Origin of the sequence: Streptomyces xanthochromogenes, from assembly GCF_014650455.1 — a bacterium.
Lineage (GTDB): Bacteria > Actinomycetota > Actinomycetes > Streptomycetales > Streptomycetaceae > Streptomyces > Streptomyces xanthochromogenes.
In genome coordinates this window covers 12,259-31,494 of record NZ_BMUZ01000022.1, presented here as the reverse complement: position 1 = coordinate 31,494, position 19,236 = coordinate 12,259, and the positions used below count along the sequence as shown (strand labels likewise).

Sequence of the window (19,236 nt, the reverse complement as noted above, 5' to 3'; positions counted from 1 at the left end):
TGCGAGTGCATCGCGCCGACCGCCGGCGGGAGCGACGGGTGACCGGGTCACGGCGGTCGCGGCTGACACGGGGCAGCCGATTCCGCCGCCGGTTCCGCCCGTTGTGCGCCCGGTCGGTCACGGCCGGCCGGGCGCCTTCTTTCACGCCGGTAGTTGAACGTTTGAACCGAGTGGCCCCCGAGGGGATGGAAACCCCATCAAGTTGGGTAAAAAAGCTGTGAGCGCCGCGCACTTCATGATTCCCTCGCAGATGAGAAACGACGCAGCCTTCGGACTCCGGGCGATCAGACAGCGGTCCCCGTCCTTCGTTGCGGTCCGAGGCGACCTCGGCCACCCACCCGCCACATGTGTGTTTTGCGGAGCCCCTCCATGCTCACGACCCTCAAGACCGCCTATACCGACACGCGTGCCGCCGACCTCGCCTGGGCGCTGGGCCGCGAGCCGCTGCCCGCCCTTGCCGTGCTCGACCTCGAACTGTCGGGCGCCAAACTCCAGTTGAGACTCCTCGGCGCCTCCCACCAGGTGCTCCTCGACGAGGAGCGCGGCACCTGCTCGGAGACCGTCGCCTGCATGCCCGGCAGCAGCACCCCGCTGCCGCTCGGCGTGGCGAAACGGCTCGGGGAGTGGGACTACGAGTTCGCCGCGCGCGTCGAGACGCTCTCGCACGGCTCGTTCGCGGGGCGTGCGCAGGAGCTCCTCGCGCTCGTCGCCGATCACCCCAACGGACTAGCGGGAACGTTTCCTGGATCCCCGCACGCGTTCACCGCGATGCTCGCCCAGCGCGGCGAGGGACAGGTGTGGTGGCGTACCTGGCACGCCTATCCGCAGGAGGGCCAGTTGGTGGTGACACGGACCCGGGTCGGCGTGCGGGTGGCCACGCCCGCCGGGCTCTGAGACCCCCGATTCCCCTGCGGTCGGCTCCAGTTGAACCCGTGTGGGTGACATGAAGCGAACGGAGCGTCACGTAGCGTTCGGCAGGTGATCGAACCGCTCCCCGCTCCCGTGAGTAGTCCGCGGTCGGGCCGGTTCCTCGTCCTGGCCGTCGTGTTCGTCTGCGCGGCCTGCGGACTCGTCTACGAGCTCGAACTGGTCGCCCTCGCCTCGTACTTGATCGGCGACTCCGTCACCCAGGCCTCCGTCGTCCTCTCCGTGATGGTCTTCGCGATGGGCGTCGGCTCGCTGCTCGCCAAACAGCTGCGCTGCCGGGCCGCCGTCGGCTTCGGCCTCATCGAGGCCACGCTCGCCCTGGTGGGCGGCTGCTCGGCGATCGCCCTGTACGCCACGTTCGCCTGGTTCGGCGGCTCGCGGTACGCGCTCGTCGCCTTCTCGCTCGCGATCGGCATACTGATCGGCGCCGAGATCCCGCTCCTGATGACCCTCATCCAGCGCGTCTCGCGGCGCGCCGCGGGCGACGCGATCGGCACGGTCGCCGATCTGTTCGCCGCGGACTACGTGGGCGCCCTCGTCGGCGGCCTGGCGTTCCCCTTCCTGCTCCTTCCCCAACTCGGCCAACTGACCGCCGCGTTGCTCACCGGCGCGGTCAACGCGGTGGCGGGCGGCTCGCTCGTGCTGCTGCTCTTCGGCCGCGACCTGTCGCCGCGCGCCCGCTGGGTCCTGATCGGTGCCAACGCCGTCGTCCTCGCGGTGCTCGCGCTGACCACCGCGATGGTCGGCGACTTCGAGCAGGCCGCGCGCCGCGCCGTGTACGGCGGGCAGGTGCGGGTCGCCGTCCAGACCCGCGTCCAGGAAGTCGTCCTGACCGGCAGGGGCGGCGCCCCGCTCGACCTGTTCCTCGACGGGCGGCTGCGGATCGACGGCCGCGACGAGTCCCGCTACCGCGCCGCCCTGGTGGCGCCCGCCCTCGATGCGGGCCCGCACGGCCGCGTCCTGATCCTGGGCGGCGGCGACGGCCTGGCCGCCCGCGAGGTGCTGGCCCGGCCCGGCGTCCGCTCGGTCACCCTCGTCGAGCTCGACCCGGAACTGGTCCAACTGGCGCGCCAGGAACCGCAGTTGGCGGCCCTGAACGCGCACGCCTACCGCGACCCCAGGCTGCGCACGGTGATCGCCGACTCCTTCGGCTGGCTGCGCGGCGACGGCTACGGCGCGGGCACCTACGACGTCATCGTGTCCGATCTGCCCGACCCCGGCATCACCGCGAGCACCAAGCTCTACTCGCAGGAGTTCTACGGGCTCGCCTCCCGGCTGCTCGTGCCCGGCGGGCGGCTCGTGGTGCACGCGGGCCCGGTGGCGGGCCGCTCGCACACGTTCTGGACGGTCGCCGCGACGGTCCGCGCAGCCGGCCTGGACACCGTCGAATACCGGGCGACCGGCAGCGGCGCCGGGTACACCGCGGGCCCCGACCGCGCCTCCGACTCGGCGAGGTCCCCCCGCGACTGGGGCTTCGTCCTGGCCACCCGGCCCGCCCCGCACCCGTTCACCACCGGCGCGGCCGGGCCCCGCGCCGGGCTGCGGCTGCCGCTCGGCAGCGAGCCGCTGGCCCCGCCCCGGGACGCGGTCCCGCCCTCGACGCTGGTGCACCCCCGGTACGCCGACTGAGACGCCGCGCGCGGCCGGTCCGGGTGGCGCGCGGCGGGGCTGAGGCGCGTGTCGCGCAAGGGGCGACAGGGATCGGCGCCGCGTTTGCGCAGACGTGGCGGCCGGTGCTGGGTAGGCTCGATGGCTATGGAGCATGAGGTGTTCGTTCCGGTTGAGGCCCAGTCGCTCCGGCAGACGCTGCGCGACCCCGGCCTGGTCGCGCGCTGTGTGCCGGGGCTCCAGCAGGATGCGGGCGAGCCGCCCATCGCGGGCCGGCTGAAGGTCCGCCTCGGCGGGAGCACCATCACCTACCGGGGCGCCCTGCGCATCACCGAGCAGGGCGAGGACGTGTTCTCCTTCGAGGGCGAGGGCGTCGAGGTCCGCGGCGCGGGCGCCGCCCAGCTCACCCTGACCGTGCGGCTCGCGGACGCCCCCGGCGGCACCACCCTCGCCTTCGCGGGCACGGCCCTGGCCGAGGGCCGGGCCAACGACGTACCGCACGACGCGGCCGTGGCGTCCGCCCTGCGCCTGCTCGACCGGTTCGCCGCGCAGCTGGCCCGCCCCGCCGCCCCCGAACAGCCGGACCCCGCGGCCGCGGCCGACGACCCGGGCGCCCCGAAGGCGCAGGCGGCCGACACCGACCTCAACACGGACCTGGAGGGCTCGGACCACGTGCCCGCCCGGGACCCGGACCGCGTCTCGGGCCTGGACGCCCAGCTGGACGGCGCCCTCGACGCCGATGAACTCGCCTCCGTCTTCGACGCCGAGGTGCCACCGCCGTCCCTGGACCCGCTCGCCGACGAGGAGTTCTCCATCGAGGTCGGCGAACCCGTCCCCGTCGAGGCCGCGCACGCCCGCCGCACGATGATCGGCCGCAGCGCCGAGGAGGTCGACCACGCGCCGCCGCGCGGCCGGTACGCCCCGGTGCCCGCGCCCTCGGGCAGCACCGCGAGCGCCACGCTGCGCTGGGTCGCCCCGGCGGCCGCCCTGGCGCTCGCCTCCGCGGTCGTCGTCGGCCGCGTGCTGCGCCGCCGGCACTGAGCGGCCGGGCGTACCTGTCCGGCCCAATGGCGCGGGCATTGGTCCCAAGGCCGGGGGCCACCGGCTAGGGTCGAAGGCGTGAGCAGTGACCAGATCAAATTGGGCGTCGGCGCAGCTGAATTGACCGTCGACGCGGGCAACGGCTGCCGGATCAGCAGCCTGGTGATCGACGGCACCGAGGTGCTGCGCCAGGGCGACAAGTACGGCTGCTTCCCGATGGTGCCGTGGTGCGGCCGCGTCGAGAACGGCCAGTTCCGCGACGGCGGAGTGAAGTACCAGCTCCCCCTCAACTCGCCGCCGCACGCCATCCACGGCACCGCACGTGACCATGCGTGGAAGACCGCACGGGTCTCGGGCACCGAGGCGGTGTTCACCTACGAACTGGCCGAACCCTGGCCGTTCAGCGGCAAGGTGACCCAGATCTTCGAGCTGACGCCGGACGCGCTGACCGTGCGGATGGGCGTCGAGACGTACGACAACTCCTTCCCGGCACAGGTCGGCTGGCACCCCTGGTTCCAGCGCGAGATCGACGGCAGCCGGGTCGGGCTCGCCTTCGACCCCGCGTGGCAGGAGGAGCGCGGCGAGGACCACCTGCCCACCGGGCGGCGGATCGACCCGCTGCCGGGCCCCTGGGACGACTGCTTCGGGATGCCCGACGGCGTCGACGTCACGCTCACCTGGCCCGGCCTCCTGGAGCTGAAGGTGACCAGTCCCACCGAGTGGGTCGTCGTCTACGACGAGCAGGCCGAGGCCGTGTGCGTGGAGCCGCAGTCTGGTCCGCCCAACGGGCTCAACACGCTGCCCCGCCTGGTCACCCCCATCGAGCCGCTGGAGCTGGCGACGACGTGGAGCTGGCGCCGCCTCTAGGACGCCGCCTTTAAGCTGACTGCCATGACTGACGTACGCGCTGACCTGCTCCAGCAGATCCAGGACAAGGCCGTGGTGCACGGCAAGGTGACCCTCTCCTCCGGGATCGAGGCCGACTACTACGTCGACCTGCGCCGGGTCACCCTTGACGGCGTTGCCGCGCCGCTGGTCGGCCAGGTGATGCTCGACGTCACGGCCGACTTCGACTTCGACGCGGTCGGCGGCCTGACCATGGGTGCCGACCCGGTGGCCGGCGCGATGCTGCACGCCGCCGCCGCCCGCGGCCGCACCCTGGACGCCTTCGTCGTCCGCAAGGCCGCCAAGGCGCACGGCATGCAGCGCCAGGTCGAGGGCCCGGACATCAAGGGCCGCCGGGTCCTGGTGGTCGAGGACACCTCGACCACCGGCGGCTCGCCGCTGACCGCCGTCGAGGCGGTCCGCGCGGCCGGCGCCGAGGTCGTGGCCGTCGCCACGATCGTGGACCGGGCGACCGGTGCCGCCGAGAAGATCACCGAGGGCGCGGGCGTGCCGTACGTCTTCGCCTTCTCCTCGACGGAGCTGGGCCTGGCGTAGGGGCGGGGCCGAGCCCCGTAGGGGCGAGCGCACGGTCCCGCGTAAAGCGCGCGGGGGCCGGTGACCCGGGGCGCGAAAGTCGTGACCTAGGTCCCGGCCTGTTGCGACCGGCGCGCTGACCTGCGGATTCTTGAAAGGGCGGGCTGTTTCACGTGAAACAGCCCGCCCTTGGTGCGTCCGCCGGGTGGAGCCGGGGGCAGAGTCTGGAAAGATAGGCCGCGACGATGACGTCGCCCCCAGGTCAGGGCCAGCACATATCGCACACCCCGCACATCACAAGGAGCGGACAGATGCCCATCGCAACCCCCGAGGTCTACAACGAGATGCTCGACCGGGCGAAGGCAGGCAAGTTCGCCTACCCGGCCATCAACGTGACCTCGACCCAGACCCTGCACGCTGCGCTGCGCGGCTTCGCGGAGGCCGAGAGCGACGGCATCATCCAGATCTCCACCGGTGGTGCGGAGTTCCTGGGTGGCCAGTACAACAAGGACATGGTCACCGGCGCTGTCGCCCTGGCCGAGTTCGCGCACGTCGTCGCCGCCAAGTACGACATCACGGTCGCGCTGCACACCGACCACTGCCCCAAGGACAAGCTGGACGCCTACGTCCGCCCGCTGATCGAGGTCTCCGCCGAGCGCGTGGCCCGTGGGCTGAACCCGCTGTTCCAGTCCCACATGTGGGACGGCTCCGCCGAGACCCTCGCGGACAACCTGGCCATCGGCCAGGAGCTGCTCGCGAAGGCCGCCGCCGCGAAGATCATCCTTGAGGTCGAGATCACCCCGACCGGCGGCGAGGAGGACGGCGTCAGCCACGAGATCAACGACGAGCTGTACACGACCGTCGACGACGCGCTGCGCACCGCTGAAGCGCTCGGCCTGGGCGAGAAGGGCCGCTACCTGCTGGCCGCGTCCTTCGGCAACGTCCACGGCGTCTACAAGCCGGGCAACGTCGTGCTGCGCCCCGAGCTGCTCAAGGACCTCCAGGCGGGCGTGGGCGAGAAGTACGGCAAGGCTTCGCCGTTCGACTTCGTCTTCCACGGCGGCTCGGGCTCCACGGCGGAGGAGATCGCGACCGCCCTGGAGAACGGCGTCGTGAAGATGAACCTCGACACGGACACGCAGTACGCCTTCACCCGGCCGGTGGCGGACCACATGTTCCGCAACTACGACGGGGTGCTGAAGGTGGACGGCGAGGTCGGCAAGAAGTCGACGTACGACCCGCGCACCTGGGGCAAGCTGGCCGAGGCGGGCATGGCCAAGCGCGTCACGGAGGCCTGCGCGAACCTGCGCTCGACCGGTACGAAGCTGAAGTAAGCACGTCGTACGCGACCGCTCGCGTACGTCCGGGCCCGGTGTCCCCCTCGGCGGGGGGCGCCGGGCCCGGCCCGTTTCCGGGCTCGGACACGCGGACGCCGTTCACCCGGCACAGGCACCACCCACCGGCACCAGGCACCGGCATCAGACGCACAGGCACCAGGCACCGGCATCAGACGCACAGGCACCAGGCACCAAGCACAGAGGCTCAGAGGCTCAGAGAGGCACCCATGACCACGTACGACTTCGACGTCCCCGTTGACCGACGCGGTACCTGGAGCATCCAGTGGGACGGGGTGGCCACCCGGTTCGGGGCGGACGGGCTGCTCCCGTTCACCATCTCCGACATGGACTTCCCCTCCCCGCCGGAGGTCATCGCGGCGCTCCAGGAACGGATCGCGCACGGGGTGTTCGGCTACACCGACTGGCAGAACGAGGAGTTCCGCTCGGCCATACGCGACTGGTACCGCGCCCGCCACGACACCGAGATCGACACCGCGCGCCTGGTGTACGCGCCGTCCGTCCTCAACCAGCTCTCCCAGCTGCTGCGGATGTGGACCGAGCCGGGTGACGCGGTCGTCGTCCACACCCCCGTGTACGACGGCTTCCGCAAGGCGGTCGACGGCCTCGGACGCGAGCTGCGCGGCGTACCGCTCGACGACCCGGAAGCCCTTGAGGCGGCGCTCGCCGGACCGCGCAGCCGGGTGCTCCTGCTGTGTTCGCCGCACAATCCGACCGGGCGGGTGTGGACGGAGGCCGAGCTGTCGTCCTTCGCCTCGCTCGCGGCGCGGTACGGGGTCGCGGTGATCAGCGACGAGATACACGCGGACTTCGTCCACGACGGCCACCGCCACCTGCCCTGGACCCGTTTCGGGCGGGGCCGGTGGGCGCTGATCACCTCCGGCACGAAGTCGTTCAACTTCCCCGCCCTGACCGGGTCGTACGGGATCGTCGGGGACGCGGCGGACCACGCGGAGTTCATCCGCCGGATGGAGACGGGCGAGGGGCTCGCCTCGCCGGCCGTCCTCTCCCTCACGGCGCACATCGCGGCGTACCGGTCAGGTGCGCAGTGGCTGGACGCCGTCCGGGCGTATGTGGCGGGCAACCTGGCGCTGGTCGCCGAGCGCCTCGACTCGGCCTTCCCCGAGCTGAGTTGGGCTCCTCCGCAGGCCGGGTATCTGGCCTGGATCGACCTGCGGCCGCTGGGTGTGGCGGAGGGGACGCTGCAGCGGGAGCTGGTGGACGTGGAGAAGGTGGCGATCATGCCGGGCGGGGTGTACGGGGCGCCGGGGTTCGTGCGGCTGAACGTGGGCTGTGCGCGGGGGAAGGCGGAGGCGGGCGTGTCGGCGCTGTGCCGCGCACTGACCCGGCTGAGGTGACCCCCCGGGTTTCGCGAAGGGGCGGGGTGGGGGACAGTCGTGCTGTGGCGGACAACGTACGCATGGGCACCGGCCCCGGCCGCTGGGTGCTGCTCACCACCGTCCTCGGCTCGGGCATGGCCCTCCTGGACTCGACCGTCGTCAACGTCGCGCTGCCGCACATCGGCGCCGACCTCGACACCGACATGGCCGTACTGCAGTGGACCGTCAACGCCTACATGCTGACGCTGGCCGGCCTCATCCTGCTGGGCGGCGCCCTGGGCGACCGGTACGGACGGCGGAAGGTGTTCGTGATCGGGGTGGTCTGGTTCGCCGCCGGCTCACTGCTGTGCGGCCTCGCCCCCAACGCCGGGGTCCTCATCGCCGCCCGCGCCCTGCAGGGCATCGGCGGCGCCCTGCTCACACCCGGCTCCCTCGCCATCATCCAGTCGGGCTTCCACCCGGACGACCGGGCCCGCGCGGTCGGCGTGTGGTCCGGGCTCGGCGGGGTGGGGGCCGCCGTCGGCCCGTTCCTCGGCGGCTGGCTGGTCGACGGCCCCGGCTGGCGCTGGGTTTTCCTGATCAACGTGCCGCTCGCCGTGCTGTGCGTGGCCGTCGCCCTGCGCCACGTACCCGAGTCGCGCGACCCGCACGTCCACACCGGGCGCTTCGACGTGACCGGGGCCGCGCTCGGCGCGCTGACCCTCGCCCTGGTGACGTACGCGCTGATCGAAGCCCCGGGGCAGGGCCCGTCCCGCCTGGTCATCGGGGCGGGAGTGGCCGGGCTCGGGCTGGGCGGCGCGTTCGTACGGCGTGAGCGGCATCTGGCCGACCCCATGCTGCCGCCGGACATCTTCCGCTCCCGTACGTTCACCGCGGTCAACGTGGTCACGGTCTGCGTGTACGCCGCCTTCGGCGGGTTCTTCTTCCTGGCCGCCCTCCAGCTCCAGGTCGTCGCCGGGTACTCGGCGCTCGGCGCGGGCGCCGCCCTGCTGCCCACGACCGTTCTGATGCTGCTGCTCTCGGCCCGCTCCGGCGAGCTCGGCCAGCGGATCGGGCCGCGCATCCCGCTCACCGTCGGCCCGCTGCTCTGCGCGACGGGGATGCTGTTGATGCTGCGCGTGGGGGAGCACGCGTCGTACGTACGGGACGTGCTGCCCGCGCTCGTGGTGCTCGGCCTCGGCATGGTGACCCTGGTGGCGCCGCTCACCGCGACGGTGCTCGCCTCGGTCGACGAGGGGCGGGCCGGGCTCGCCAGCGGCATCAACAACGCGGCCGCGCGTGCGGCGGGCCTGATCGCGGTCGCCGCGTTGCCGCTGGCCGCGGGGATGGGGCCGGAGGCGTACCGCTCGGCGGCGGAGTTCGGGTCCACGTTCCGGCGGGCCATGCCGATGTGTGCGGGGTCGCTGGTGCTGGCCTCGTTGGTTGCCGTGCTCAGTGTGCGGCGGCCGGAGGGGGTGTCCGCGGAGCCCCAGTGCCGCATGCAGGCCGGGGTCTCCGGTCCGGCGATCGAGCCCGGCCGGGGCGAATCGGCCTAGCCGGGGGCGGTTTGCCCGCCCTCCCGCCCGTTGCCCGGGGTTGGTTGGTTCCGGGTCCCCCCTGGGGCTCCGCCCCAGACCCCGTTCGCGCCTTAAGGGCGCTCGTCCTCAAACGCCGGACGGGCTGTAGGTGCCCCAGTGCCGGTGCGGTCTGGGGGCGGAATTCCCGGGCGGGGTGTAGGTGCCCCAGCACCGGTTCGGTCAAGGGTCGGTACCCGGGGGCCGGGTGGGAGGCCCGGTGCAGCGCCCGGTCGTGGGGAATCGCGGTGGCAGACTGGGCCGCATGTCCATTCACGAGAACCTCCTCGGGGGCCCCGCCCCGACCCTGCTGCCCGACGACCCGGAGCCCCGCGAACTGCTGGCCTCCGGCACCGCGCCCGCCGACGTCGCCGCGAAGTACCCCACCTCCTCGCTCGCCTGGGCGCAGCTCGCCGACGACGCGTTCGACGGCGGCCGCACCGTCGAGTCGTACGCCTACGCCCGTACCGGATACCACCGCGGTCTGGACTCGCTGCGCCGTGCCGGGTGGAAGGGGCACGGCCCGGTGCCGTGGGAGCACGAGCCCAACCGCGGCTTCCTGCGCGCGCTGCACGCCCTCGCGCGCGCCGCGCAGGCGATCGGTGAGGACGCCGAGTACGAGCGCTGCACGTCCTTCCTGCGGGACTCCTCGATGCTCGCCGCCGACACCCTGGGCTGAGCCACCGCGGCCGGGGCCCGCCCCAACCCTGGCCGAAAGGGAACGCCCTGGCCGTCCGTGACATCTGTATGTCTGACACGGACGGCCCGGGCAGCCGCGTACGGCACGATCGCGCGCCCGGCCGCATCGACAGGCTGGCGCAGAGGCCCCACTCCTCTCCCCCCAACTCCAGCCGGGGACAAGGGGAGAACTCCGTCTTGGGCAAGCGAGGCGCCCGCAGCAACACCGGCCGTACCGGCGCGGTCGGCGGCCGTACGGAAGCGCGTGAGCGGCAGCATCCACCGCGACGGCGGGACGGACGCGGACCCGGGCGCCCGCGCGTCCTGCTCGTCGTGGGCGCGCTGCTCGGCGCCACCCTGATCGGCGGGGTCGCGCTCGCCCAGTGGCCCGGCGGCGGGGGCCACGAGCCCGCCGCGGAGCCGGGCAACATCGCCGCGAGCCCCATGGAGGAGCGGCCCCCGCTGCCCCTCGACGCGCCGCCTGCCAAACCTTCGCCGTCGCCGGGCACCTCGGGCAGCCCGAAAGCCGACGCCGTACCGCTGTCGGGGCCCGGCACCTTCACCACCGCCCAGGCGTCCGGAAGGATCGTCGGCACCGGCGGGCCGCTGCGCCGCTACCAGGTGCAGGTCGAGGACGGCGTGGACGTCTCCGCCAAGCAGGCCGCGCTCGACATCCAGAGCATCCTGTCCGACCCGCGCAGCTGGGCCGCGCACGGCAAGGGCCGCTTCCAGCTGGTGTCCGGCGGCGCCGACGTCGTGATCAAGATCGCCACGCCCAGGACCACGGACAAGCTGTGCGCGGTCAACGGCGACACCGGCGGCGAGCTGAACTGCGAGGTCACGGGCGGTGTCATCGTCAACCTCAAGCGCTGGGTGACGGGCTCGCCGCAGTACGACGGGCCGCCCGCCGAGTACCGCCACCTGATCATCAACCACGAGATAGGCCACATGATCGGCTACCACCAGCACATGGCCTGCCCGGGCGCCGGAAAGCTCGCCCCGGTGATGATGCAGCAGATCAAGGGCCTGAACGGCTGCAAGTCCAACGCCTGGCCCTACACCTCGGGCGGGACGTTCGTCACGGGGCCCTCGGTGCCCTGACGAAGCGGACGGAACCGTGTTTATGATGCGGGTGGGGACCGGGGCTCCGATGCCGACCTAGGAAGGGGCGGACCGCTACCCGGACACATCGAGGAGACAGCGATGTCATCAAAGATGTCCGAACCGGTCGTGCCACCCGAAGAGGGTGACGAGCCGGAGACCCCGAACCTGGACTTCGAGGGCACCACTCCGTACGAGGACTACGTCCAGGCGGACGTCCTCACCCACCTCCAGCACCTGCGCTCCGACGACCCGGGTGAGATGGTCTTCCTGGTCACCACCCAGGTCATGGAGCTGTGGTTCACGGTCATCGTGCACGAGTGGGAGACCGCGTCGCGGGCGCTGCGCGCGGACCGCATTCCGGTCGCCGTCGACGCCCTCAAGCGTTCGGTGCGCGAGCTGGAGGCCCTGAACGCCTCGTGGACGCCGCTGGCGCAGCTGACCCCGGCCCAGTTCAACTCCTACCGCTCCGCGCTCGGCGAGGGCTCCGGGTTCCAGTCGGCGATGTACCGGCGGATGGAGTTCCTGCTCGGGGACAAGTCCGCCTCGATGCTGGTGCCGCACCGGGGCGCGCCCCGGGTGCACGCCGAGCTGGAGAAGGCGCTGGGCGAGCCGAGCCTGTACGACGAGGTGCTCGCGCTGCTCGCCCGCCGCGGCTACCCGATTCCGGCGGAGGTCCTCCAGCGCGACCTGACCCTCAAGTACGAGCCGGACGCCCGCGTCGAGGCGGTCTGGACCGAGCTGTACACGGGCGACCAGAACGCCGAACTGGTGCGCCTGGGCGAGGCGTTGACCGATGTCGGCGAACTCGTATGGCGCTGGCGCAACGACCATCTGGTCGCGACCCGGCGGGCCATGGGAGCCAAGACCGGCACCGGTGGTTCGGCCGGGGTGGCCTGGCTGGAGAAGCGGGCCACCAAGAGCGTCTTCCCCGAGCTGTGGACCGCGCGCAGCCATGTCTGAGGTGCTGGCCAAGAAGGCCGCGGCGCTGGACGCCGCAGACGAACTCGCCCCGCACCGAGACCTGTTCACGCTCGACGAGGGCGTGGTCTACCTCGACGGCAACTCCCTGGGGGCGCTGCCCCGGCACGTCCCGGCACGGATGCAGGACGTGATCGCACGCGAGTGGGGCCACCTGCGCATCCGCTCCTGGGAGGAGAGCGGCTGGTGGACCGCGCCGGAGCGCATCGGCGACCGGATCGCCCCGCTGATCGGTGCCGGTCCCGGCACGGTGGTGGTCGGCGACTCGACGAGCGTCAACGTCTTCAAGGCGCTGGTCGCGGCGGTGCGCATGGCCGGTGAGGGCCGGGACGAGATCCTGGTGGACGCCTCGACGTTTCCCACGGACGGCTATGTCGCCGAGTCCGCAGCGCGCATGACGGGCCGTCAGATCCGGGCGTTGGCGCCGGCGGAGATCGTCGCCGCCCTCGGGCCGCGTACGGCCGCGGTCCTGGTCAACCACGTGGACTACCGCTCGGGCCGCCTCAACGACCTGCCCGGTATGACGGCGGCGATCCACGCGGCCGGGGCGCTCGCGGTCTGGGACCTGTGCCACAGCGCGGGCGCGCTGCCGGTCGGGCTCGCCGCGTACGACGTCGACTTCGCGGTGGGCTGCACCTACAAGTACCTGAACGGCGGCCCGGGTTCACCGGCCTACCTCTACGTGCGCGCCGACCACCAGGCGCGCTTCGACACCCCGCTGCCCGGCTGGAACTCGCACGAGGACCCCTTCGGGATGCGGCCGGCGTACGTGCCGGGCGACGGCGCCACGCGGGGCCGGGTCGGCACCCCGGACATCCTGTCCATGCTGGCCCTTGAGTCCGCCCTCGACGTGTGGGACGGCGTCCCGGTCGAGGCGGTCCGCGCGAAGTCCCTGGCCCTGACGGACTTCTTCCTGGAGTGCGTCGAGGCGTACGTCCCGGCGGGCAGCGTGTCGTCGGTGACTCCCGCCGCCCACGCGGAGCGCGGCAGCCAGGTGTCCCTGAGCTGCGAAGGGGCGGGCGAGGTGATGCGCGCGCTCATCGACCGGGGCGTGGTCGGCGACTTCCGCCGGCCCGACGTCCTGCGCTTCGGCTTCACCCCGCTGTACGTGGGCTTCGCGGACGCGGAGCGGGCGGCGGCGGAACTCGCGGCGCTGCTGGGCTGAGCCGAGCGGGCCGGGTTCGGGGGCGGTGGGCCGGGAGGAGTCCGGCGCACCGGCCCCGCGGGTGTGCCGCGGACGCCCTGGTAGCGTCCGTGGCACCCGGGTGATCAACCGGCTTGGCCTGGCGAAAGGTTGGGAATGACGGATCCCGCAGAGCGTGACATGGATCCCGCGGAGCGTGACGCGGCCGAAGAGGCCTCCGCCTTCTCGCACCCCGCCGTCGCCCCCGACGCCACCGCCTCCTACGGCGACCATCCCGACCAGGTCATCGACTTCTACGCCCCGCGCGGACCCGGCACCGGCGCTCCTCTGGTGGTGCTGTTGCACGGCGGTGCCTGGCGGGCCCCCTACGACCGGGCGCACGTCACTCCGCTGGCCGACTTCCTGGCCCGGCGCGGGTTCGCCGTCGCCAACGTCGAGTACCGGCGCGGGAGTCTGCTGCCGCAGCAGGGCGGCGAAGGGCCGGTGGCGGGGCGCTGGCCTGACACCTTCGACGACGTGGCCGCGGCCCTGGACGCACTGCCCGCCCTGGCGCGTGACGCCGTCCCGCAGGCCGACCCGCGCCGCACCGTTCTGACCGGGCACTCGGCGGGCGGCCACCTCGCCCTGTGGGCCGCGGCCCGGCACGTGCTGCCGCCCGACTCCCCGTGGTACACCCCCTACCCGGCGGCCCTGCGCGGCGTCGTGGGCCTCGCCCCCATCGCCCACTTCGCCACCGCGGTCGAGCTCGCGGTGTGCTCCGGAGGTGTACTGCAACTCCTGGGCGAGGGAAGCGAGTTGGGGGAACGCGCCGCCTTCGCCGACCCCGCCGCCCTGCTGCCGACGGGGATCGCCACGGCCGTCGTGCAGGGCCGCGAGGACATCGTGGTGCCCCAGGCCGTGGCGGAGGCCTACGTGGACGCGGCGGCGAAGGCGGGCGAGATGGTGGGCCTGACCCTCCTGGAGGGTGTCGGCCACTTCCCGCTCATCGACCCGGCGGCCGACGCCTGTGCGGTGGTGGCCGAGGAGATCGCGCAACTGGCGTACTAGGCCGACGAGGGCTCGTGCCGGATTCCCGTCAGCCGTCCTGGGCGTCCCTGGGGCGGAATGCGCCCTGCCGGAAGGCCAGTTCGGCGAAGCGCTCGCCCATCAGGCGGTGGGTCCCGGCGTCCGGGTGCAGGGCGTCGGGGAGCGGGACTTCGGCCGCGTCCCGCTCGCCGTACAGCGAACGGCCGTCCAGATAGTGGATGTTGGGATCGTCCGTGGCCCGTGCCGCCACGATCGAGGCCAGCTCGTCCCTGATGACGTTCAGGGTGAGCTTCCCGGCCGCCCGCTCCGCCGGGTCGCCCTCCGCCCGGAAAGACAGCCTGCCGGCGGCGAGCGCCGTGAGGTCCATGGCGCAGGGGCCCGGGGTGTCCTCGTGGATGGGTGCCAGGACGGGCGAGACCACCAGGAGCGGGGTGGTCGGGTGGCCCTCGCGGATCGTGTCGAGGAAGCCGTGCACCGCCGGGGTGAACACCCGCAGCCGCATCCCGTCCACGTTGACCAGGTTGATGCCGATCTTGACGCTGATCAGATCCGCCGGGGCGTCCCGCATCGTCCGCGCGGTGAACGGGTCGAGCAGGGCGCCGCCGCCGAAGCCGAGGTTGACCAGCTCGACCCCGCCGAGTGCCGCGGCGAGGGCGGGCCAGGTGGTGCTGGGGCTCGCGGCGTTCGAGCCGTGGCTGATGGAGCTGCCGTGGTGCAGCCACACCCTGCGGCCCCGGTCGGGCAGCGGCTCCACGGGGGCGTCGGTGCGCAGGGCGACGAGTTCGGTGGTCTCGTTGTGGGGCAGCCAGATCTCGACGTCCTTGTCCTCGCCGGAAAGGTCCGTGAAGCACAGGGTGCCGGGCTCGCCGGGCCGGTGGTCGGCGGTCCCGGCGGCCATGTCGATGGTCAGGGTGTGACCGCCGCCGACGCTGCCCCGGCCGGCCAGGCGCCCGTCGACGACGAGGTCGTACACGCCGTCGGGCTGGGCCGGGGTGCCGACGTACGCGCGCTTGGTGGGCAGCGTGTCCAGTTCGATGGTGGTGGCCCGGGTGCGGAAGGCGAGGCGCACGCCGGAGGGCTGGGACTCGGCCATGGCGACCTGGGCGTCGGCGCCCCGGGCGAGGGCGGCCGCGGGCAGCCGGTGCGGCAGCACGCCGTGAGCGGTGTGCTCCAACTCGATTGCTCCGCGCAGGAGTTCGCCGGTTATGGGGGTGGTGGTCGTGGTGGTCGTGGTGTGCACAGGGTCACCGCTCGGGTTCGGGCCACCGCTCGGGTTCGGGGTGGGGATCTGCTTCGGGCCACCACTCGGGCTCGGGGTGGGGATCTGCCTGGGGGTGGAGACGGGTTTCGGGGCGGAGGCCGGGCGGGGCTTCATGGTGTCGGCCAATTGCGCAGGAGGGCGTCGAGCGCGTCCAGGGTGCGGTCCCAGGTCTCCTGGGTGTCGGGGGCGCTGTGGCTGAACCCGCCGCCCATCTCCAGGGTGATGTAGCCGTGGAAGACGCTGCCGAGCAGCCGTACCGCATGCGTCTGGTCCGGCTCCGGCAGGTCGTAGCCGCGCAGGATCGCGCGCGTCATCTGCGAGTGCCTGCGCCCCGCGCTCGCGGCCGCCGCCTCGGGGTCCAGCCGCAGCTGGGCCGCGGCGTAGCGGCCGGGGTGCTCGTGGGCGTAGTCGCGGTAGACGTTGCCGAGCGCGGCCAGCGCCTCCTTGCCGGAGCGGCCGGCCACGGCGTCGGCGGCCTGGACCGCGAGCTCTTCCAGGGCGAGCAGGGCGAGCCTGGTCTTGAGGTCCTGGGAGTTCTTGACGTGCGAGTACAGGCTCGCGACCTTGACGTCGAAGCGGCGGGCCAGCGCCGAGACGGTCACCTGCTCGAAGCCGACCTCGTCGGCGAGCTCGGCGCCCGCCCGGACCAGGCGGTCGGTGGTCAGTCCTACGCGTGCCATGCCCTTCCTCTCCCTGGGTGCTGCGCTCTCTTGCCTGAACCTATTATTGATTTGCCTACAAGCTTTAGGCAAATTACCGTGAGGTTCATGAAGCCGCTGACCGAACAAGACATCCGTGCCGCCTTCGTGAACTGCACCAAGGGCGAGGCCAAGCGCCTGTCCGTGCCGCGCGACCTGGCCGACCGGCCCTGGGACGACCTGGACTACCTCGGCTGGCGCGACCCGCAGGCCCCCGACCGCGGCTACCTCGTCGTCGAGCTCGACGGCCGCCCGCAGGGCCTCGCGTTGCGCTGCTCCAGCGCCGTCCCGGGCCAGCAGCGGCGGAGCATGTGCTCGATGTGCCTGACCACCCACTCCGGTGGCGTCGCGCTGATGGTCGCGCCGAAGGCGGGCAAGCCCGGCAAGGAGGGCAACTCGGTGGGCGCCTACATCTGCGCCGACCTCGACTGCTCGCTCTATGTCCGCGGCAAGAAGGACGCGGGGGTGGGGGCGCGGCTGCACGAGACGCTCACGGTGGAGGAGAAGATCGGGCGGACGGTGGCGAACGTGGCCGCGTTCGTCGCCAAGGTGACCGCGGCGGCGTGACCGCACACCCCGGTCCGACGGGCCCGGGCGTGCGGGGCCCGGCCGGGGCGGACGGGTCCCCGCGTAGTCCCTGAGGCGGACCCCGAAGTATCCGTATCCAGCCGGACGCCGCGGCCCGGACCGCCGCCTACCGTGGTGGGTGTGAACGAGACGATCAGGCCCCGGCAGGGGAGCGGCAGCACAGCAGCGGGCGGCGTGGCCGAGCGCACCCCGGAGTTCCGGTGGGCGATGGACGCGTACGCGGGGCTGCGCGGCGATCTGTTCCACGACGCGTTCGCCTACCGGCCGCTCCCGCCCCGGCGGACGGACGGCCCCATAGCCCGGATGCTCCCGGGCCGGGCCCGCGAGATCGTGGGCTGGCTGCCGCACGCGGTGGTCTGCTTCCTCGCGTTCTGCGCGATGACGTTCGGCTACGAGCGCAGCCTGAGCGGACTCACCGGGGGCTTCGCCTTCCTGGTGAGCGGGATGCTGCTCGCGGTGCCGGTGGTCATGACGCTGGTGCGCCCCATCGGCGCGTTCTGGCTGTCCTGCGGGGCGCTCCTTTTCACCGGGATGATGGGGAACCACGGCAGCATGACCCCCTGGACCCCCGGGTCCGGCCTCATGCACCTCACCGTCCTGGCCGTGGTCGCGCTGCGCACCCGCCCCCGCATCGCGCTCAACATGTGGCTGGTGACCTTCGGCCTCAGCGTGGTCCTGAGCGTGCTCCGCGGCCGTGCCCACACCCTCGGCAGCGTGCAGGTGGCGATCTTCTACGGCATGGTCCTGCTGGTCATCTCCGTCGGGCACATCCGCAAGGACGCCGAGCGGCAGGTCAGCGCGGAGAAGTCGGTGACCGCGGTCGAGCGCGACCGGCGGACCGTCCTGGAGGAGCGCACCAACATCGCGCGCGAGCTGCACGACGTGGTCGCGCACCACATGTCCGTGGTCGCCATCCAGGCCGAGGCCGCGCCCTACCGGGTGGAGAACCCCCCGCCCGAGCTGGCCCAGGCCTTCGCCACGATCCGCGAGAACGCGGTGGCCGCGCTCACCGAACTGCGCCGGGTGCTCGGTGTCGTACGCGCCGAGGACTACGAGGCGCCGGACGCCCCCCAGCCCACCCTCGCCGACCTGGACGGCCTGCTGGCCAACGTCCGCGAGGCCGGGCTCCCGGTCGAGAAGGTCGTCACCGGTGCGGTACGGGAACTCCCGCAGGGCGTCGAGCTGTCGGCGTACCGGATCATCCAGGAAGCCCTCAGCAACACCCTGCGGCACGCGCCCGGGTCGGGGGCACGGGTGGAGATCGGGTACGTTCTGGGCGGGCTCGGCCTGCGGATTCTCAACGGCCCCGCGACCAGCGAGGCGGGCCCGTCGCAGGGGTCCGGACACGGTCTTACGGGCATGGCGGAGCGGGTCGCGATGCTCGGCGGGCAGATGACCGCGGAGCGGACGGCGGAGGGCGGTTACGAGGTGACCGTCTTCATCCCGGTGGCGGCCGCGGAGCCGGATCGGGAGCCTGAGCCGGAGCCGGGAGTGGACCTGGCCAAGAGGACGGAAGAGCGGACATGACGATCCGGGTGCTGATCGTCGACGATCAGATGATGGTGCGCGAGGGCTTCTCCGTACTGCTCGGCGCACAGCCGGACATCGAGGTCGTCGGCGAGGCGGTCGACGGGCGCGAGGCGGTCGCCCAGGTGCAGGCGCTGCGGCCCGACGTGGTCCTGATGGACATCCGGATGCCCGGCATGAACGGCATCGAGGCGACGCGCGAGATCGTGGCGGCGGACGACTCCTCGAAGGTGCTCGTGCTGACCACGTTCGACCTCGACGAGTACGTGTACCAGGCGCTGCGGGCGGGAGCGTCTGGCTTCCTCCTGAAGGACGCCTCCGCGCGCCAACTCGCCGATGGCGTAAGGGTGGTGGCCTCGGGGGAGGCGCTGCTCGCCCCCTCGGTGACCCGGCGCCTGATCAACGAGTTCGCGCGGGTCGTGCCGTCCCAGCGGGCCGGTTCCCCGGGGGTGGGACAGGTGGAGGAGCTGACCGATCGCGAGACGGAGGTGCTCGTTCTGATCGCCCAGGGCCTTTCGAACCTGGAGATCGCGGATCGGCTGGTGGTGGCGGAGTCGACGATCAAGACGCATGTCAGCCGGGTGCTGGTGAAGCTCGGGTTGCGTGACCGTACGCAGGCGGCGGTGTACGCGTACGAGACCCGCCTGGTGACTCCGTCCTAGCCGGGGGGTTTGCCCACCCTCCCGCCCGTGACCCGGGGTTGGCTGGTTCCGGCCCCTGGGGCTCCGCCCCAGACCCCGGGAGTCGCCCCACCCCACCCCTTCCCGCAACCCTCCGGGGGTTGAAGTGCCCCTGGGGGCTCCGCCCCCAGACCCCCGTTCGCGCCTGAACGGCGCTCGTCCTCAATCTCCCCCAAGGCCTTAAGGGCCAGGGGGGACCCCCATGACGGGCTGAGGATGCCTGCGCAGCCCAGCACCGAAGCTTCTAGGGGCGCGAGGAACTGCGCGAGAAGCGACCGCGGCCCGCGGACGGAGTCGGGTTTAGGGGCG

Annotated in this window: 18 protein-coding genes; 16 read left to right on the top strand and 2 right to left on the bottom strand. The window is 72.7% G+C overall.

The genetic code is table 11. The features are described from left to right. The first annotated feature begins 369 nt into the window (after positions 1-369). From IE267_RS37320 to IE267_RS37260, 13 genes are all read left to right on the top strand, one after another. On the top strand, positions 370-894 hold the full coding sequence (locus IE267_RS37320) for a DUF2617 family protein (RefSeq protein ID WP_161245296.1): 525 nt from the start codon (positions 370-372) through the stop codon (positions 892-894). Between the two features lie 84 nt (positions 895-978). Then, positions 979-2,556, top strand: coding sequence for a polyamine aminopropyltransferase (locus IE267_RS37315; protein ID WP_189766307.1), 1,578 nt, complete (start codon positions 979-981; stop codon positions 2,554-2,556). 138 nt (positions 2,557-2,694) lie between these two features. Further along, positions 2,695-3,576, top strand: coding sequence for an SRPBCC family protein (locus IE267_RS37310; protein WP_308428886.1), 882 nt, complete (start codon positions 2,695-2,697; stop codon positions 3,574-3,576). 78 nt (positions 3,577-3,654) lie between these two features. Further along, positions 3,655-4,443, top strand: coding sequence for an aldose epimerase family protein (locus tag IE267_RS37305; protein WP_189766305.1), 789 nt, complete (start codon positions 3,655-3,657; stop codon positions 4,441-4,443). A 24-nt stretch (positions 4,444-4,467) separates the two neighbouring features. Next, positions 4,468-5,016: an orotate phosphoribosyltransferase gene (pyrE, locus tag IE267_RS37300; RefSeq protein ID WP_161250388.1), complete on the top strand. Its 549-nt coding sequence runs from the start codon at positions 4,468-4,470 to the stop codon at positions 5,014-5,016. Between the two features lie 290 nt (positions 5,017-5,306). Further along, positions 5,307-6,329 (top strand): class II fructose-bisphosphate aldolase, encoded by a 1,023-nt coding sequence (gene fbaA, locus IE267_RS37295; protein WP_100573756.1) that lies wholly within the window; start codon positions 5,307-5,309, stop codon positions 6,327-6,329. A gap of 230 nt (positions 6,330-6,559) precedes the next feature. Further along, on the top strand, positions 6,560-7,708 hold the full coding sequence (locus IE267_RS37290; RefSeq protein WP_189766304.1) for a MalY/PatB family protein: 1,149 nt from the start codon (positions 6,560-6,562) through the stop codon (positions 7,706-7,708). A 62-nt stretch (positions 7,709-7,770) separates the two neighbouring features. Beyond that, positions 7,771-9,225, top strand: a complete 1,455-nt coding sequence (locus IE267_RS37285; RefSeq protein WP_167159753.1) for an MFS transporter — start codon at positions 7,771-7,773, stop codon at positions 9,223-9,225. 283 nt (positions 9,226-9,508) lie between these two features. Continuing rightward, on the top strand, positions 9,509-9,922 hold the full coding sequence (locus tag IE267_RS37280) for a DUF3151 domain-containing protein (protein ID WP_189766303.1): 414 nt from the start codon (positions 9,509-9,511) through the stop codon (positions 9,920-9,922). Between the two features lie 197 nt (positions 9,923-10,119). Beyond that, positions 10,120-11,022: a DUF3152 domain-containing protein gene (locus tag IE267_RS37275; RefSeq protein WP_229861648.1), complete on the top strand. Its 903-nt coding sequence runs from the start codon at positions 10,120-10,122 to the stop codon at positions 11,020-11,022. Positions 11,023-11,124: 102 nt separating this feature from the next. After that, positions 11,125-11,985, top strand: coding sequence for a tryptophan 2,3-dioxygenase family protein (locus tag IE267_RS37270; RefSeq protein ID WP_373304638.1), 861 nt, complete (start codon positions 11,125-11,127; stop codon positions 11,983-11,985). After that, entirely contained in the window at positions 11,978-13,168 is a 1,191-nt protein-coding gene (gene kynU / locus IE267_RS37265; RefSeq protein ID WP_189766302.1) for a kynureninase, read from the top strand. The genes IE267_RS37270 and kynU overlap by 8 nt, the downstream gene beginning before the upstream one ends. Positions 13,169-13,303: 135 nt before the next feature. Then, positions 13,304-14,194 carry an alpha/beta hydrolase gene (locus IE267_RS37260; RefSeq protein WP_189766301.1) on the top strand — a complete coding sequence of 297 codons (891 nt, stop codon included), beginning with the start codon at positions 13,304-13,306 and terminating at the stop codon, positions 14,192-14,194. A gap of 28 nt (positions 14,195-14,222) precedes the next feature. On the opposite strand, the gene IE267_RS37255 is transcribed toward IE267_RS37260, so the two are convergent. Beyond that, positions 14,223-15,413, bottom strand: coding sequence for an SGNH/GDSL hydrolase family protein (locus IE267_RS37255; protein WP_189766300.1), 1,191 nt, complete (start codon positions 15,411-15,413; stop codon positions 14,223-14,225). Between the two features lie 131 nt (positions 15,414-15,544). Further along, a complete protein-coding gene (locus IE267_RS37250; RefSeq protein WP_167158782.1) occupies positions 15,545-16,114 on the bottom strand; it encodes a TetR/AcrR family transcriptional regulator in 570 nt (189 codons plus the stop codon). 87 nt (positions 16,115-16,201) lie between these two features. Between IE267_RS37250 and IE267_RS37245 the strand changes: the two genes are divergently transcribed. The 3 genes from IE267_RS37245 (at position 16,202) to IE267_RS37235 (ending at position 18,909) form a co-directional block, all read left to right on the top strand. Continuing rightward, positions 16,202-16,699, top strand: coding sequence for an FBP domain-containing protein (locus tag IE267_RS37245; RefSeq protein ID WP_189766299.1), 498 nt, complete (start codon positions 16,202-16,204; stop codon positions 16,697-16,699). Positions 16,700-16,840: 141 nt separating this feature from the next. Continuing rightward, positions 16,841-18,247, top strand: a complete 1,407-nt coding sequence (locus tag IE267_RS37240; protein ID WP_373304637.1) for a sensor histidine kinase — start codon at positions 16,841-16,843, stop codon at positions 18,245-18,247. Continuing rightward, positions 18,244-18,909 carry a response regulator gene (locus tag IE267_RS37235; RefSeq protein WP_167158786.1) on the top strand — a complete coding sequence of 222 codons (666 nt, stop codon included), beginning with the start codon at positions 18,244-18,246 and terminating at the stop codon, positions 18,907-18,909. Before IE267_RS37240 ends, IE267_RS37235 begins: the two co-directional genes overlap by 4 nt. Positions 18,910-19,236: the final 327 nt, after the last annotated feature.